The sequence below is a fragment of the Microbacterium shaanxiense genome (assembly GCF_054779995.1).
The window spans coordinates 26,962-43,344 of record NZ_BAAGXE010000001.1; the positions used below are offsets into that span (position 1 = coordinate 26,962).

Here is a 16,383-nt window from a genome sequence, read left to right on the forward strand (position 1 = left end):
CGGAGCCGACAACAAATCGGTTCATCGGCGACCTGCATGGCTTCCACATGAACCTCACGACGTCGCTCGTCGTCGCGGGCACGACCGCCGCGAGATGAAGGACGGCGGTCGTGCGCCGAACTGAAGGAACATCCATGACCACTCCGATGAGGATCGGCGTCATCGGCGTCGGCAAGATCGCCGAGCAGTACTTCGCTCAGATCCCGAAGCTGTCGAACCTCGAGCTCGTGGCGGTCGCGGATGTCAACGCGGAGCGCGCGGACGCCGTCGCGATCGAGCAGAACGTCGAGGCGCTCAGCGTCGACGACGTTCTTGCGGACGATCGCATCGACGCGGTGCTGAACCTGACGATCCCCGCGGCTCACGTCGAGGTCGGTCTGCGCGCGATCGCCGCCGGAAAGCACGTGTTCGCCGAGAAGCCGCTCGGCCTGAACGTCGCCGAGGCCGCCGAACTGCTGCGAGCGGCGGATGCCGCCGGCCTCCGTGTCGGTTCGGCACCGGACACCGTGCTCGGCACCGGCGTGCAGACGGCGCGGAACCTGCTCGATGCCGGCACGATCGGCGCGCCCGTGGGCGCCTCCGCGCACTGGTCGTCGCCGGGGCACGAGTCGTGGCATCCGTCGCCCCAGTTCTACTACCAGCCCGGCGGGGGGCCGCTCTTCGACATGGGCCCGTACTACGTGACGACGCTGGTCACGATGTTCGGACCGGTCGTCTCGGTCGCCGGATCTGTGAGCACGTCGGATCGCCGTCGGTCGATCGGCAGCGGTCCGTTGCAGGGCACTCCGCTCGAGGTGTCGATCGACACGCACATCTCCGCCATCCTGTTCCACGAGAGCGGCGTCAGTTCGACCGTCACGATGAGTTTCGACATCTGGCAGACGCGGGCGCCGATGATCGAGATCTACGGAACGGCGGGAACGATCTCGGTGGGCGACCCGAACGGCTTCGACGACGCGACCGAGGTCTGGACCCAGGACGCCCCCGAGTGGAGGGTCGCTCCCGTCTCCGGCGGCTATGCCGACACAGGGCGCGGTGCAGGTCTTGCCGACATGGCCCGTGCGATCGAGACCGGGCGGCCGCACAGGGCATCCGGCGCGCTGGCCTTCCACGTGCTCGAGATCATGGAGGCGGTGCTGTCGGCGGGACGCGAGCGTCGCGTGGTGGAGCTCACGAGCACCGCCGAGCGACCCGAATCCGTCCCGGCCGGTTCGTCCCCGGATCGGTGGTAGATCTTGACGTTCTCAACGGCGGCAGTGAAAGGAAGGACTTCATGACCGATCGACGTGCACTCGTCGTCCGCGGAGGCTGGGAGGGGCACCACCCCGTCGAGACGACGGAACTGTTCCTCCCGTTCCTCGAGAAGTCGGGATTCGACGTGCGCGTCGAGGAGAGCAACGAGATCTACGCGGATGCCGAGGTGATGGCCGCGACCGACCTCATCGTGCAGTCCGTGACGATGTCGGAGATCTCGAAGGAGGCGTTCGCCGGGCTCCGCTCCGCCGTCGAGGCGGGGACAGGGCTGGCCGGTTGGCACGGCGGTATCGCCGATTCGTATCGCGCGAACTCCGACTACCTGCACCTCATCGGCGGGCAGTTCGCCACTCACCCAGGGCGTCCGCCGGCAGAGCGCCCCGGCGATGAGACCGACAACTACCTGTCGTACACGGTCGACATGACCGAGCTCGGACGCGAACACGAGATCACCGCGGGCATCTCGAACTTCCCGCTGACGACCGAGCAGTACTGGGTGCTGCACGATGACCTCATCGATGTGCTCGCGACCACGACCCACCCGGTTCAGTCGTATCACCAGTGGCACCGTCCCGTGACGTCACCCGCAGTGTGGACGCGGCAGTGGGGCGCCGGCCGCATCTTCGTGGCGACTCCGGGTCACAGCGTCGACGTGCTCGAGGATCCGAACGTGCGCACGATCGTCGAGCGCGGGATGCTGTGGGCCAGCAGGGCGGCGCGCACGAGCTAGGCGAGTGCGACCAGGAGGGCATCCCGCGGCACGGCCGCTCGGAATCACGTCACTTGCCCTTCTCGTCGTCCTTGTCATCCTTCCGGTCGCCGGAGTTGTTGCCCGGGCCCTTGTTGGGGTTCGACTTCTGCTCGTCATCGCCCACATCTTCGACGGAGTCATCAGCGGGGTCGGACTCGGACTCGGTGCCCGTCTGCTCCGGCTCCGTGGGCTCGCCGGTCTCGAGGGTCGGTGGCGTGAACACTTCGTCGGCGGACATCCGTGAGGCGACGCGCCCTGCGGAGTCGGGGGCGAGCGCGAAGGTCGACAACCCGGCAATGGCGATCATCGCCGCCGCGGCGACAGCCATGGTCGCCAGTGCCGCCCTGCGTAGTCTCCGCGCGCGGTGGGGCGGGGCTGGCGACGACGGCTCAGCGGGAACGGTGATCTCCTTGGTCGGTCCGGTGGGCTGATCATCCGAAACGATCGGAGTGAGGGCGGGCGGAAGGGGCTGGCGCGCTGACTGCTCGAGCAGTGGTCCGCCGCCCAGAATCACGGCCGCCTGCGAGACCTCCCGTGCTGAGGGGCGCTCCTCGGGTGCGACGCGCGTCATGCGCGTGAGGAGCGCTCGCCAGCGCGGCCCGATCGAAGCGGGTATCTCCGGAGCCTCAGAGAGTCGGCGGAGGGCCGTCGGCACCTTGCCCATCACAGGGAACGCGGGCTCGCCTGTCAGCGCTTCGATGAGCACGAGCCCCAGAGAGTAGATGTCCACGGCGGGCGTGAGTTCGGCCCCGCTGACCTGTTCGGGCGCCATGTACGCGGCGGTGCCGATGGCGACGCCCGGTGATGTCATCCGTGCATCGGCGACGTTGTACGCGATGCCGAAGTCCATGAGCTTCGCGGTCCAGCCCGATCCACGCCGGGACGCGCGCGCCAGCATCACGTTCGAGGGCTTGATGTCCCGATGGATGATGCCCGCGTCGTGCACGACCTGCAGCGCCTCCGAGAGATCGCGGGCGAGAGCGGCCGCCTCCGAACCGGAGAGCGGTCCCTGCGAGAGCCGCGACGCGAGCGTGGGGCCGTCGACGTACTCGATCGCGAGGTAGCGGGCATGTCCGGGGTCGAGCCTCGCGTCGTAGAGCGTGACGAGCGAGGGGTGGTTCAGAGACGCGAGAACCGTGGTCTCGCCGTGCACCCGATCATCGGTCGACGCCTCGTCCGCGGTGCCGAGCAGCTTGATGGCCACGGTGCGCCCGAGGATCGTGTCCTCAGCGCGGTACACCGCGGCCATACCGCCCCGACCGAGGCAGGGCCCCAGCCGGTAGCGTCCGTCCAGCAGAAGCTCGGTCGTATGCTCGTCGATCGCACCCATGGCCACTCCATGTCGTGCGGCTCGGGTACCGCACTTCCGCCGACTCTACGAACTCCGCGCCGCGTCGTCTTCCGCCTTGACACGCATCACCCGACGTGCTTGGAGGCGGATCATCGGAACGCCCGCAGCCGCAGACTGTTGCCGACGACGAACACGCTCGACAGTGCCATGGCAGCCCCCGCGAGCATCGGGTTCAGCATCCCGAGTGCGGCGACCGGGATCGCGGCGACGTTGTAGGCGAAGGCCCAGAACAGGTTCGACTTGATGGTGCCGAGCGTCTTGCGCGACAGGCGGATCGCGTCGGCGGCGCTGCGCAGATCGCCGCGGACGAGGGCGATGTCGGATGCTTCGATCGCGACGTCTGTGCCCGTGCCCATCGCGAGGCCGAGGTCGGCCTGCACCAGCGCGGGTGCGTCGTTGACGCCGTCGCCGACCATCGCGACGACCTTGCCTTCGCGCTGAAGCCGTGCCACGACGTCGACCTTGTCCTTCGGGAGCACCTCGGCGATGACCTCGTCTATACCGACCTCGGCGGCGATCCGCCGGGCGACAGCCTCGTTGTCGCCGGTGAGCAGAATGGGGTGCAGGCCGAGCTTCTTCAGCTGCGCGATCGCCTCGGCGCTGGTCGGCTTGACCGTGTCGGCGACGATGAGGATGCCGCGGGCGGCGCCGTCCCACGCGACGGCCACGACGGTCTGCCCGTCGTTCTCGGCCGCGGCCTTCGCCTCGGCGACGGCCGGTGAGAGCGCGAGGCCCCAGTCGGCGAGCAGCGATTCCCGTCCCACGATCACGCTGTGCCCGTCGACGACACCCTGCACGCCCCTGCCCTCGACGTTCGCGAAACTCTCGACACTCGGGAGCGCGCCGACCTGTGCAGCGCCGACACGCGCGGTCGCGGCCTTCGCGATGGCCTGGGCGATCGGATGCTCTGACGCATCCTCCAGCGCTCCGGCAAGGCGCAGCAGCTCATCAGCATCCGTCCCCGGCTCCGGGACGACGTCGACGAGAGCCATCCGCCCCGTGGTGACGGTGCCGGTCTTGTCGAGCACGACCGTGTCGACCTTGCGGGTCGACTCGAGCACCTCAGGGCCCTTGATGAGGATGCCCATCTGCGCGCCGCGGCCCGTGCCCACCAGCAACGCGGTGGGTGTGGCGAGGCCGAGTGCGCACGGGCAGGCGATCACCAGCACGGCGACGGCGGCGGTGAACGCCGCCGCGGCCGGGAACCCGGCGATGAGCCATCCGGCCAGCGTGACCACGGCGATGCCGATGACGATCGGTACGAAGACGCCGGAGATGCGATCGGCGAGACGCTGCACCTCTGCCTTACCGGTCTGCGCGTCCTCGACCAGCTGCGCCATCTGCGCGAGCTGGGTGTCGGTGCCGACGCGCGTGGCGCGCACCACCAGTCGTCCTCCGGCATTGACGGTCGCCCCGGTGACGGCATCCGCCGGCCCGACTTCGACGGGCACCGATTCACCGGTGAGCATGGAGGCGTCGACCGCAGACGTTCCGGAGACGACGACGCCGTCGGTGGCGATCTTCTCGCCCGGACGCACGATGAACTCGTCGCCGACCTGCAGATCGTCCACCGGGATGAGCGTCTCGACGCCGTCGCGCAGCACCGAGACGTCTTTCGCCCCGAGCTCGAGGAGCGCCCGCATGGCCGCGCCAGCCTGACGCTTCGAGCGCTTCTCGAAGTAGCGACCGGCGAGGATGAACATCGTCACACCGGCGCCGACCTCGAGGTAGATGTTCGCCGTGCCGTCCGAACGCGAGAGCGTGAACTCGAACGGGTGCGTCATGCCTGGCATGCCCGCCGAGCCGAGGAACAGCGCGTACAGCGACCACAGGAACGCGGCCAGAGTGCCCATCGAGATGAGCGTGTCCATGGTCGCCGCGCCGTGGCGCAGATTGGTCCAGGCGGCCTTGTGGAATGGCCATGCGCCCCACACGATCACGGGTGCAGCGAGCGCCAGCGACGCCCACTGCCAGTACGTGAACTGCAGCGCGGGGATCATCGCCATCGCGATGACCGGCACCGTGAGGATGATCGAGATGATCAGACGCTGGCGCAGCGAAGTGAGCTCGGGATCGGCATCCGTCGCCTCGGTGGTCTTCGCGTTCTTGGGCGCCGGCACCGCGGCGGTGTATCCGGCCTTCTCGACCTCGGCGATGAGCTGTGCGGCCTCGTATCCGGCAGGCACGGTCACCTTCGCCTTCTCGGTGGCGTAGTTGACCGTCGCGGCGACGCCGTCGAGCTTGTTGAGCTTCTTCTCGATGCGCATCGCGCACGAGGCGCACGTCATGCCACCGATCTCCAACTCGACACTCGATCCGGACACACTCATCGCAGACTCCTCTCGTGACAGACGTTCAGGCGTTCAGGCGTTCAGGCGCGGACGGCTGAGTAGCCCGCTTCGCCGACGGCGGCGAGCACGTCGGCGTCGTCGAGCGTCTCGGTGGCGGTGGTGACGACGAGCGTGCCGCTCTGCGCGCTGACCTGGACGTCCTCGACTCCCGCGATCTGGCTGACCTCTTCGCGCACGGACATCTCGCAGTGACCGCACGTCATTCCGGTGACCTTGTACTCGGTGGTGTTCATCTCTGTTCCCTTCGATCGGATGCCGTTCGCCGGCGTTCCACAACCATAACAGAGTACCCCCAGGGGGTATTCCAAAGGGGCAGAGATCGGGATTCAGCGCGCGAGATCCTCGACGGATACGAGCGCGCCCTGCTCGCGCAATACGCGTTGCAGCGTTCCCACATCGAACGCACGCGGTTGCGTACCGCTCCGCGCGCTGAGCGCGGCAGCAGTTCCGGCAGCGTGACCGGTCGCGCAGCAGGTCGCCCCGACGCGCGCTGATCCGAGCGCTTCGCGATCGACGGAGATGCACCGGCCGGCTGCGAGAAGCCCATCCGTCGTTGCCGGCACGAGCGTGCGATACGGGATGCCGTACGGTGCAGGCACGAACATGGTGTGGGCTCCGACCTCGCCATCCGTCGGGTGCACGTCGATGGGCCAGGCACCGAGCGCGATGGAATCCTCCGCCTGTTCGCCGGCTCTGATATCGTCGCCGGTCAGCGTCGCGACGCCGACCAGCCTCCGCGTCTCACGGATGCCGATGGTCGGACTCGTCCGTGCGAGCCTGCTGGCTTCGAACCCGTCGACATGATCGCGCAGATACTCGAACAGCGTGTGCGCGTCGCGGCGCCCCTGAACCTCGGCGCGCGTGAGGTCATGATTGTCTGTCGCGTCGCCGAGTACGCGCACCGTGTTGACCCAGACCTCATCCTTCTCTATTCCGCCGAACCACGGCCCGCCGAACACCGGCAGCTCGTCGCGGACACGAGCCTCCCGCATCGCGTCGAGGTCGAGCGGCACATCGCGTCTCGCGGCCTGCGAGTCCGCGAGTCCTCGCCCGTCCAAATACCCCGCCTCAGGCCCGACGCGCACATGCGCGGGCGTCAGATGATCCACACCGGCGAGGGGAGCGACATCAGCGATGTACATCGGCATCGTCATCGGCTGCAGCGTGTCGCCCTTCAGCCAGTCCGAACCAGCGCGTGCGACCACGTCGCCGTTGCCCGTGGCATCCACCGTCACCTTCGCCGTGACGGCCATTCGTCCTTCCCGCGTCTCGACGAGGCACCCGACGACCGCCCCATCCTCGACGATCGGATACGTCGCCAGCACGTGCAGCAGGAAATCGACTCCGGCCTCGGCCAGCAGCTCATCGGCGACCAGCTTCATCTTCTCGGGGTCCGAGTTCAGCACCCACCCATCGTGATCGCTCGCGCCGCCCAGGTCCGCCGCACGCCTGAGCCACTCGCCGCCGACACCGTCGACGACGCGCTCGCGCGAAGGGGCGAGCCATGAGTTGTATCCGGCGAGCGTGATGACGAGGCCCTGCGTCCACATGCCGCCGAAGCCGCCGCTCTCCTCGACGAGGAACGTGTGCGCGCCGGTTCTCGCGGCAGCGACGGCGGCCGATACCCCGGCCGGTCCACCGCCGACGACCAGTACGTCGACGTCGGCGAGTATCGGGACTTCCCGGCTCGGCTCGAGATAGTGCGTACGCGTCATGAGCGCCTCCATCGGCGTCAGTGCAAGGCGGAGCCTCAGTGGTTGGTGGATGCGCGGAGCATGATCTCCGGCTGGATGTACTCGGCCACGGGGCCGGACGTCGCAGTGCCGTCGAGCAGCGACAGCATGCGGGTCGTCGCGCGGCGCGCGACCTCGACGACCGGCAGGCGCACCGTCGACAGCGGTGGGTCGAGGTAGCGCGAGAACGGGTAGTCGCCCCACCCCATGATCATGGTGTCCTTGCCTATCACGATGCCGCGCTCCCGCAGTGCCGCGTACACCCCGAGGGCGAAGAAGTCGTTGCCCACGAGGATGCCGTCCGGAACGCGCCCGCTTTCGAGCAGGTCGCTGGCGACGAGGTAGGCGTCTTCGCCGCGCCACAGCGACGCGCCACGCGCCGTGCGCCTCGAAGGAACGACAGCCGTCCGCCGCGAGTCGTACTCGATGCCGTGGGCTTCGAGAGCGGCACGGAATCCGTCGAGGCGATGGCTGACAGTGGAGATGCGGAGGTCTTCCTCGAGCAGGACGATGTCTTGAGCGCCGAGCGCGATCATCGTCTCGGTGGTCTGTCGCCGAGCGGTCTGGTTGTCGCTCGAGAAGAAGTCGACACCGAGCCCCGGCATCTCGCGCGCGACGAGCACGAGCGGAACGCCGGCACGGGTGACCGCCTTCCACGGGTTCGAACGCCCCTGCACCGGAACGGCGATTATGCCGTCGACACCTGAGCGCAGCGCCGTGTCGACGGCGACCTGCTCGCGCTCGGGGTCTTCATCGGACAGCAGCAGCACGAGCGTGTACCCCGCTTGGATCGCCTGCTCTTCGATCTCGGTGACGAGGTCGTTGAAGAACGGGTTCGCCAGATCGGTGATGATCACGCCGATCGTCTTGCGCGATCCGAGAACCAGCGACCGCGCGTGCGCGTTGGGGACGTAGCCGATCCTCTCGGCCTCGGCCTTGATCTGCGCACGCGTGGCATCGCCGACGCCAGGGAGGTCCCGCAGCGCGCGCGAGACGGTGTTGACCGAAAGGCCGACCGCCTCGGCGACGTCCTGAAGCGTGCGTCGCCGAGACTCTCCTGTTTCTCTTGGCATGATCTGCCTCGCTACTCCTTCAGCTCCAAGTAGATGCGAAGCATCGGCGATGCTTCTCCCGTCGTTCGAGTGCTCCGAAGCCGCAGCCAATGGCCGAAGTTCGTGACCGGGATCGAGACGAACCCGGTCGCTTTCGATGTGACGGGTTCGACACCTTCATGATCGATCCAGTTCAGCCCGTCCGGGGAGATCTGCACTCGGAACTCGACCGTGGTCTCTTCGGCGGGCTGCAGGAAGTGAATCCACCAGCGGGCTTCTCCCGCCCAGGCCACCTCGAACGGCTCGGTGTCGTAGGAGTCGCCGAGGTCGACACCACGCTCGAGGACTGCGCTCTGCGACTGTCGCATGCTCACGGTCGGATCACCAATCTGCCGAGATGACGGCGGAGTCGAGGAACAGGAAGTTACGGTGCGGGCCGAGGGTGCGCACAGAGAAGTAGAAGTTGAGCAGTGTCTCCAGCGACTCGTATTTCTCAGCGTAAGGGGGCACAGGAACGTCGCGCAGGTCGTAGACCGTGTTGTTGAACTGGAGTTCGACGTTCGACCGTGTGGTCGTGTCGATGAGGAAACGCACGTAGTGCCAGTTCACCTTGGTCGGCACCTCGTTGAAGCACGCCTCCTGGCGCTCTTCGCTGAGATAGCGCCAGTCCTCCGGGTTCGGGGCGGTGAAGTCCGAGTACCGGCCGTAGTCGTGCTTGCCCTCGAAGCGCTCATGAGGAGTGGGTTCGGCGACAGTGGGGTACATCCACTTCTGGATGATGCGGCCATCTTCGTCAGCGTTCTGGAAACGCATGACGTTGTGATAGCGCACGCCCTCGTGGCTGAGGTCGGTCGCGACCGTGAACGATCCGAACTGCGCCTCCGTGGGATGCGAGTTCGCATCCCACGTGATGTCGCCGTAGCTGTTGGCCTCTTCGCCGCCGCCGAGGTTCGCCTCGACCTTCCAGGCGATGTGCGCCTCGATCTGCAGGAGTCCGCGACCCGCCATCGTCAGACGCCGGATGGCGGTGGCTGCATGACCGGGGATGTTCCGAGTGGCGAGCTTCAACGAGTAGGTGCCCGTCATGCCCCCGTGCGTGCCGACGTCGAAGAAGTTCTGATTCGACAGCTGCGGCGGACGGAAGTCCCGGAAGTGCTCGTCCATCGAGTCGAGGTCGCCGCGCCCGTTGTAGTTGCCTCCGAGCTCCACCCAGCCATGCGCGCCGTGATTGAAGTCGTCGAACGTGAGGATTCGAGACAGGGGATTGTATTTCGACAGCCGTGGGTCGCTGCTGCGGATCGCGTCTCGCAGCGCCGCTGCGGTGTCCGCGATTTGTGGTGTTGTCACCGTTGACTCCTAGACGTGAGGTTCGGCGCCGCCATCCGTTGACGGCACCGCGTGCGGGCAACATTAGCGTTATCGTAATCATGTGTCAACGGATCTCGCTGTTGAATGCCTCACGCGTCGTCAGGACGCAAATCGCGCGGAAATACCGGGCTAAAAGTTGCCGGTTGACAAAGCGGGCCCGATGCGGGAATCTACATGAACGATAATGTTCAGGATCGATGAGGACCCTGATCGACGAAGGTCGGTCGACGGTCCTGTGGAGGTGCACAGTGCTCGGATACACGGTTCGGCGACTCCTGCTCGCCGTCTTCGTGCTCTGGGGCGTCGCGACGGTCGTCTTCGTGATCGTCCGCCTCGTACCTGCAGATCCTGCAGTTCTCATCGCGGGTGATTCGGCGACGGCCGAGCAGTTGGCCGCGCTGCGCAAGGAACTGGGCCTGGATCAGCCGCTGATCATCCAGTACGGGCAGTTCCTCGGCCAGGCGGCGATGGGGCAGTTCGGCGATTCGTACCGCCAGGGGGTTCCGGCGATGACGTTGATCGGCCAAGTCCTGCCCAATACCGCCCTCCTGGCGTTCCTCGCCTGCCTGCTCGCGCTCGCAGTGAGCCTGCCGCTGGGGCTGCTCGCTGCTCTGCGTGCAGGAAAGTTCGCCGACAGGGTCGTGAGCGTCGGATCGATCCTCGTCCAGGCGCTTCCCGGGTTCTGGGTCGGAGTCGTACTGATCCTCGTGTTCTCTCGCACGCTGCAGTGGTTGCCGAGCTCGGGGCTGAGCAGCCCGCAGAGTCTGATCCTTCCCGTGATCGTCCTCGCGCTGCCGTTCATCGCGATCCTGACCCGCCTCACCCGCAGCGGCCTCCTCGAGGTCAACGGTGAGGGGTACGTGAACACCGCGCGGGCGAAGGGGCTCCCGGAGCGGATCGTCATCTTCCCGCACGCGATCCGCAATGCACTCATTCCCATCGTCACCGTCGTCGGCCTCGAAGTCGGCACACTGCTGGGTGGAGCGGTCATCACCGAGACCGTGTTCTCGTTCCCCGGGATCGGGCGCCTGCTCGTCTCCGCGATCCTGGCCCGCGACTACAACGTCGTGCAAGCCTGCGTCGTGATCATCGCCGCCGCTTTCGTCGTGATCAACCTGATCGTCGACCTCGTCTATGCCTACCTCGACCCGAGAGTGAGGCTCGCATCATGAGTGCAGCCCCTGTCACGATCGCGCTGCAGACGATGCAGGTGGCGCGTCGTACGCGCAAAGCGGTCGCCCTGCGAATGGCGTTGCCGCTGATCGTCATCGGCCTCTATGTGGTCGGTGCGATCTTCGTACCGATCCTGTACGACTTCGACCCATTACGGGTGGACGTCACAGCGCGGTTGCTCCCTCCCGGATCGACCCTCCCGAACGGATCGGTGGCGATCTTCGGGACCGACCAGGTCGGCCAGGACCTCTTCGCCCAGATGATGGAGGGCGCCAGGGTGTCCCTGGTCGTCGGTGCAGGCACCCTGCTGTTCGCCGGCTTCGTCGGCGTGCTGCTCGGAATGCTCGCCGGCCACTTCGGTGGAAAGCTCGACATGGTCCTGATGCGCATCGCCGACATCCAGCTCGCCTTCCCCGCGATCCTCCTGGCGATCCTGATCGCCTCGGTCCTCGGCCAGGGCATCTGGAACATCATCATCGTGCTCTCGATCGCGAACTGGGTCATCATCGCCCGCGTCACACGCGGCCAGGTGCTCTCCCTCAAGACGCGCGAGTTCGTCGAAGCCTCACGCACCCTCGGTGCAGGCAACACGCACCTGATCGCACGCACACTTCTCCCTGGTGCGATGGCACCGATCCTGGTGATCCTGACCGTCGAATTCGGCCAGGTCATCCTCGCGGAAGCCGCGCTGTCATTCCTCGGCGTCGGTGTGCCGCTGGGTGTGCCGAGCCTCGGCAGCACGATCGCGAACGGCACCGCGCACATGACCACCGCGTGGTGGATCTCGACGCTGCCCGGTGTGGCCCTGCTGATCCTCGTACTTGCGACCGGCATCCTCGGCGACGCGATCCGCGACCACTACGACCCTCGATTGAGGAGCGCATGATGACGATGACGCAACCTGAGCGCGACGCCACGTCGTCGGGCACGCCGCTGCTGTCGGTGCAGGATCTGGCCGTCGAGTTCTCCACGTCGGCCGGTGTCGTACGCGCACTGGACGGCGTGAGCTTCGAGGTCTCCGAGGGCGAGACACTGGCGATCCTCGGCGAGTCCGGGTCGGGCAAGTCGGTCACCGCGCAGGCGATCATGGCACTGCTGCCGCGGCCCGCGGGCTCGATCGCAGGCGGGAGGATCGTGTACGGCGGCACCGACCTCGCCGCGCAGCCGATCAAGAAGGTGCGCGAGCTGTGCGCGACCGAGATCGCGATGATCTTCCAGGATCCGCTGAGCTCGCTCAATCCGGTGTTCCGCATCGGCTATCAGATCGCCGAGCCGTTCCGACGTCGCCGGGGCATGGGCAAGCGTGAAGCATGGGCGAAAGCGCTCGAGCTACTCAAACGCGTGGGAATCCCGGATGCCGAGACACGCATCCGCGACTATCCTCATCAGTTCTCCGGTGGACAGCGCCAACGCATCATGATCGCGATGGCGATCGCTCTCGAGCCTCGAGTGCTCATCGCCGACGAGCCGACCACCGCGCTCGACGTCACGGTCCAGGCGCAGATCATGACGCTGCTCGCCGATCTGCAGGCCGAGACGGGGATGGCACTGATCCTCATCAGCCACGATCTGGGCGTCGTCGCCGACGTGGCAGAGCGCGCCGCGATCATGTACGCCGGGCGAATCGTCGAGACCGGCCGCATCAGGGAGATGTACGACCACCCGGCGCATCCCTATACCCAGGGGCTGCTCGATTCGATCCCGAGCGCGAGCACGATCGGGGAACGACTCAAGCCGATCGTCGGCGCACCGCCGAATCTGCTGTCGCTGCCGACCGGCTGCTCCTTCCACCCTCGTTGCCCGTTCGCGACAGAGGCATGCAAGGCGGCGGTTCCGCCCCTGCGGCAGCCGGACGGATGGCTGCCGCCGCATCTGGCCGCCTGCATCCGCTCCGAGGAGGTGCTGGCGAAATGACCGGGACAGGACCTCTGCTGCAGGTGGAGAACCTCAAGGTGGCCTATCCGATCCGCTCATCCATCCTGCTGCGCAAGACCGGGGAGAACGTCGCCGTCAGCGACGTGAATTTCGAGCTGTCGGCCGGACAGACGGTCGGACTCGTGGGCGAATCCGGATCAGGTAAATCGACCGTCGCGCGCACCGTGATCGGGCTCGTGAAGCCGAGCGCGGGGCGGATCCGTTTCGACGGGCAGGACATCACCGACTACTCGCCGCGGCAGTTGAAGTCGGTGCGCCGACAGATGCAGATGATCTTCCAGGATCCGCAGGCATCGCTGAATCCGCGACTCACGGTGCGCGACATCATCGCGGAGGGCTGGCGTGTACACCGCGACCTCGTCCCGCGGTCGCGGTGGACCGCCGAAGTCAAAGGGCTGCTCGAGCGCGTCGGCCTGAACCCCGACTATTCCGACCGGTATCCGCACCAGTTCTCCGGCGGTCAACGTCAGCGCATCGGCATCGCCCGCGCACTGGCGCTTCGACCCAAGCTCATCATCTGCGACGAGGCCGTATCGGCTCTGGACGTGTCCGTGCAGGCGCAGGTGCTGAATCTGCTCGATGACCTGCAGCGCGAGTTGAACCTCGCTTACCTCTTCATCTCGCACGATCTGTCGGTCGTCGAGCACATCTGCGACCGCGTGATGGTGCTCAACCGCGGCGTCGTCGTTGAGGAGGGAACGGCGGTCGAGCTTTTCGAGAACCCGCAGGACGCGTACACCAAGCGGCTGTTCGCCGCCGTGCCTGTCGTTCGACCCTGGCTCGAACAGACCCCATAGACGCTTCACGGTTTCCCGACCGAGAGGCTGCATCACATGTCACGCAGATCAAAGGAGACAGTAATGACATCTCTACGCAAGAGGCTGGCGAAGGCCGCAGCGGTGGCCGCTGTCGTCGGCCTCGCTCTCACTGGCTGTGCAGGCGGCGGAGGCGGCGGCGGAGGAGCCGCAGGAGATCCGCTTCCCGACGACCAACAGGTTCTCACCTTCGTGCCGAACTACGGCATCCAGGCTCTGGACATCTCGAAGGCACCGCTGGAGATCGGCATGAACCAGGTGCTCTCCAACGTCATGCAACCGCTCGTGCGGTTCGACGGTGAGAGCATCAACCCGGTTCTCGCCACCGAATGGGAGTGGACCACGCCGACGAGTCTCGAGTTCACACTCCGCGAGGACGTCACCTTCAGCGACGGCACGCCGTTCACGGCAGCCGACGTCGTGGGCTCGCTCGATCGCTACATAGCTCAGCAGCAGGCGCTCGCCGCATCCCTCTCAGTCATCAAGGACTATCAGGCGACCGACGATCACACCGTCGTGATCAACACCAACGCCCCGACCGGCACACTCGTCGGCATCCTGTCGATGGTCTACATCGGGCAGGCTGCGCACTCGACGGATGACGCGTGGTGGGCGGAGCCCGTCGGCACCGGCGCGTTCGTGATCGACGACTACGTCGCCGACGACCACGTGACGCTGGTGCGCAACGAGGACTACTGGGGCGAGAAGGCGAAGCTGAACACGCTGACGTTCAAGATCATCCCCGACATCAACGCCAAGATGACCGGGCTGTCGAACAACGAGGTGCAGGTCGTCAACGACGTGCCCTTCGACCAGATCGCCTCGATCGAGTCGATGCCGGACGTCGAGCTCACCCAGATCGACAGCCTCAACTACTGGTTCGTGTGGTTCGAGAACGAGCACACCCCGCTCGATGACGTGCGTGTGCGCACCGCGCTGTGGGAGGCGCTCGACATTCCGACGATCCTGAAGAGCCTGTACGGCGACACGGTCTCTCCGATGGAATCGTTCTGCCCGTCGTCCGCCTTCGGCTGTCTCCCGGCCGACCTGCCCGAGTACGACCCGGAGCACGCCAAGGAGCTGCTGGCCGAAGCGGGTTACGCCGACGGGTTCGAGACCGACATCATCTTCAACACGGGTGTCGCCGGCACGAACAACCTCGTGCAGGCGATGATCTCGGCGTGGGATGAGATCGGCGTCACGGTCGAGCCCAGGGGAATGGATGCCGCGACCTGGCTCGCGGAGTTCACAGCCCTCAACTGGGATATGGACGTGCAGCCGAACCAGACGATCACCGGTGACGCCGATTACACACTGAACCGTCTCTACAGCTGCGCGGCTGCGCGGCTCGGGTACTGCAACCCCGAACTCGACGCCCTGATGACGCAGGCGCAGCAGTCCACTGACGAGGCTGAGCGCACCGAGCTGTATCAGCAGGTCGTCGACATCATGGCAGCCGACGTGCCTGCCATCCCGCTGTTCCAGGTCAAGGCGAACGTCGCGGCCCGATCGAACGTGGAGGGGCTGGAGATCCCGCCGACCGAGTTCATCGACTTCAGCACGGTGTATCTCACGCAGCAGTGATCCACGTGCGACGGGAGCGGCGCGCAGCGCTCCCGTCGCACGCGGCCCGCCCCTCTGTGCACTGGAGAGAAACCCATAATGGAACGCTTCCTCAGCTACGACCGCGGCCTTGAGCGCTTCAACCCGCTCGCGCGCGTGATCACCTACGACGATTTCGACACCGGCTACAACGGCTGGCTCGATCTCACTCCGAACTACGTCTATCAGGACTACGAGTCCTTCGACTCGGCGGTCGATCTCGGTAGCTGGCCGGCGACGCAGCTGAGTTCCGCCTCGATGCGATTCGCGTCCTCCAGCGGATCGATGGAGGGCACGTACTCGCTCAAGCTCACCACCGCACCGACTGGCGGTCCGCACACGGAGCCGCCCCGTCCTGGGAGCATGGGCCACGCCATCAAACGCCTGTCGCGTTTCGGAGACCCGCGCTACATCCAGATCGAGGCCTGGTACTCCTACACGCCGACGCAGGATCGCGAAGGGCTCGGCGAAGAAGACATCCGTGCGATCGGCTTCTTCTTCGACGTACAGGACGACCAGCACCGGTACATGCCAGGTGTGCGCTACGTCAACGCGCTCGGTGGCAGACCCGTGAAGAGGTGGCAGTATTACCGGGTCGCCGACGGAGTGACGCACGAGGATTGGAACTTCGGCGTCGAGAACGGCTGGTGCGTGCCCGGCGTCGACAACCAGTGGTACGGCCGCCGCTTCGAAGACGGATCAGGCGATGGGTTCCAGTGGATTCCGGATGGTGAGCAGGATCTGCTCTACAACGAGAGCCCGGACAAGATCAACTGGCTCTACTTCCGCCTCACTGTCGACGTGAAGGCGCGCCAGTACGTCGAACTGCAGTCGATGGATCAGGTGTTCGACATGCGCACTCTCAGCCCGACGCTCGTGCCCGGCTACAAATCGATCAAAGACCTCATCAACCCGATCTTCTTCGTCGAGACCGACACCGACCGTTCGGTGAGCCTTTTCCTCGACTCGGTCGTCTACTCGTGCGAGTGAGAGCGGAG

15 protein-coding genes are annotated in these 16,383 nt (G+C 66.3%); 8 read left to right on the forward strand and 7 right to left on the reverse strand.

Going from position 1 to position 16,383, the window contains the following annotated elements; genetic code table 11:
* Positions 1-134 precede the first annotated feature (134 nt).
* Entirely contained in the window at positions 135-1,232 is a 1,098-nt protein-coding gene (locus ACYVG2_RS00130) for a Gfo/Idh/MocA family protein (RefSeq protein ID WP_460779123.1), read from the forward strand.
* 41 nt (positions 1,233-1,273) lie between these two features.
* The gene (locus ACYVG2_RS00135) at positions 1,274-1,984 is read left to right on the forward strand and encodes a ThuA domain-containing protein (RefSeq protein ID WP_460779124.1); all 711 of its coding nucleotides are present in this window, start codon (positions 1,274-1,276) and stop codon (positions 1,982-1,984) included.
* A 49-nt stretch (positions 1,985-2,033) separates the two neighbouring features.
* Here ACYVG2_RS00135 and ACYVG2_RS00140 read toward each other — a convergent pair whose 3' ends face one another.
* The 7 genes from ACYVG2_RS00140 to ACYVG2_RS00170 all read right to left on the reverse strand — a co-directional run bounded on the left by ACYVG2_RS00140 (position 2,034) and on the right by ACYVG2_RS00170 (position 9,839).
* On the reverse strand, positions 2,034-3,335 hold the full coding sequence (locus ACYVG2_RS00140) for a serine/threonine-protein kinase (RefSeq protein ID WP_460779125.1): 1,302 nt from the start codon (positions 3,333-3,335) through the stop codon (positions 2,034-2,036).
* A 110-nt stretch (positions 3,336-3,445) separates the two neighbouring features.
* The gene (locus ACYVG2_RS00145) at positions 3,446-5,686 is read right to left on the reverse strand and encodes a heavy metal translocating P-type ATPase (RefSeq protein WP_460779126.1); all 2,241 of its coding nucleotides are present in this window, start codon (positions 5,684-5,686) and stop codon (positions 3,446-3,448) included.
* Positions 5,687-5,727: 41 nt separating this feature from the next.
* Positions 5,728-5,940, reverse strand: coding sequence for a heavy-metal-associated domain-containing protein (locus tag ACYVG2_RS00150; RefSeq protein WP_460779127.1), 213 nt, complete (start codon positions 5,938-5,940; stop codon positions 5,728-5,730).
* A gap of 93 nt (positions 5,941-6,033) precedes the next feature.
* Positions 6,034-7,422 (reverse strand): FAD-dependent oxidoreductase, encoded by a 1,389-nt coding sequence (locus ACYVG2_RS00155; protein ID WP_460779129.1) that lies wholly within the window; start codon positions 7,420-7,422, stop codon positions 6,034-6,036.
* 35 nt (positions 7,423-7,457) lie between these two features.
* Positions 7,458-8,513, reverse strand: a complete 1,056-nt coding sequence (locus tag ACYVG2_RS00160) for a LacI family DNA-binding transcriptional regulator (protein ID WP_460779130.1) — start codon at positions 8,511-8,513, stop codon at positions 7,458-7,460.
* 11 nt (positions 8,514-8,524) lie between these two features.
* Complete coding sequence (locus ACYVG2_RS00165; RefSeq protein WP_460779131.1) at positions 8,525-8,866, reverse strand: DUF6385 domain-containing protein; 342 nt, start codon at positions 8,864-8,866, stop codon at positions 8,525-8,527.
* Between the two features lie 7 nt (positions 8,867-8,873).
* A complete protein-coding gene (locus ACYVG2_RS00170) occupies positions 8,874-9,839 on the reverse strand; it encodes a DUF6772 family protein (RefSeq protein ID WP_460779132.1) in 966 nt (321 codons plus the stop codon).
* Positions 9,840-10,057: 218 nt separating this feature from the next.
* Here ACYVG2_RS00170 and ACYVG2_RS00175 point away from each other — a divergent pair, with 218 nt between their 5' ends.
* From ACYVG2_RS00175 to ACYVG2_RS00200, 6 genes are all read left to right on the forward strand, one after another.
* Complete coding sequence (locus ACYVG2_RS00175) at positions 10,058-11,032, forward strand: ABC transporter permease (RefSeq protein WP_460779133.1); 975 nt, start codon at positions 10,058-10,060, stop codon at positions 11,030-11,032.
* Positions 11,029-11,919 carry an ABC transporter permease gene (locus ACYVG2_RS00180; protein WP_460779134.1) on the forward strand — a complete coding sequence of 297 codons (891 nt, stop codon included), beginning with the start codon at positions 11,029-11,031 and terminating at the stop codon, positions 11,917-11,919. Before ACYVG2_RS00175 ends, ACYVG2_RS00180 begins: the two co-directional genes overlap by 4 nt.
* The gene (locus tag ACYVG2_RS00185) at positions 11,919-12,947 is read left to right on the forward strand and encodes an ABC transporter ATP-binding protein (RefSeq protein WP_460779135.1); all 1,029 of its coding nucleotides are present in this window, start codon (positions 11,919-11,921) and stop codon (positions 12,945-12,947) included. Before ACYVG2_RS00180 ends, ACYVG2_RS00185 begins: the two co-directional genes overlap by 1 nt.
* Positions 12,944-13,765 (forward strand): ABC transporter ATP-binding protein, encoded by an 822-nt coding sequence (locus ACYVG2_RS00190; protein ID WP_460779136.1) that lies wholly within the window; start codon positions 12,944-12,946, stop codon positions 13,763-13,765. The genes ACYVG2_RS00185 and ACYVG2_RS00190 overlap by 4 nt, the downstream gene beginning before the upstream one ends.
* A gap of 63 nt (positions 13,766-13,828) precedes the next feature.
* Positions 13,829-15,367, forward strand: coding sequence for an ABC transporter substrate-binding protein (locus tag ACYVG2_RS00195; RefSeq protein WP_460779137.1), 1,539 nt, complete (start codon positions 13,829-13,831; stop codon positions 15,365-15,367).
* A 78-nt stretch (positions 15,368-15,445) separates the two neighbouring features.
* Positions 15,446-16,375 (forward strand): DUF6772 family protein, encoded by a 930-nt coding sequence (locus tag ACYVG2_RS00200; protein ID WP_460779138.1) that lies wholly within the window; start codon positions 15,446-15,448, stop codon positions 16,373-16,375.
* The last annotated feature ends 8 nt before the right edge of the window (positions 16,376-16,383 follow it).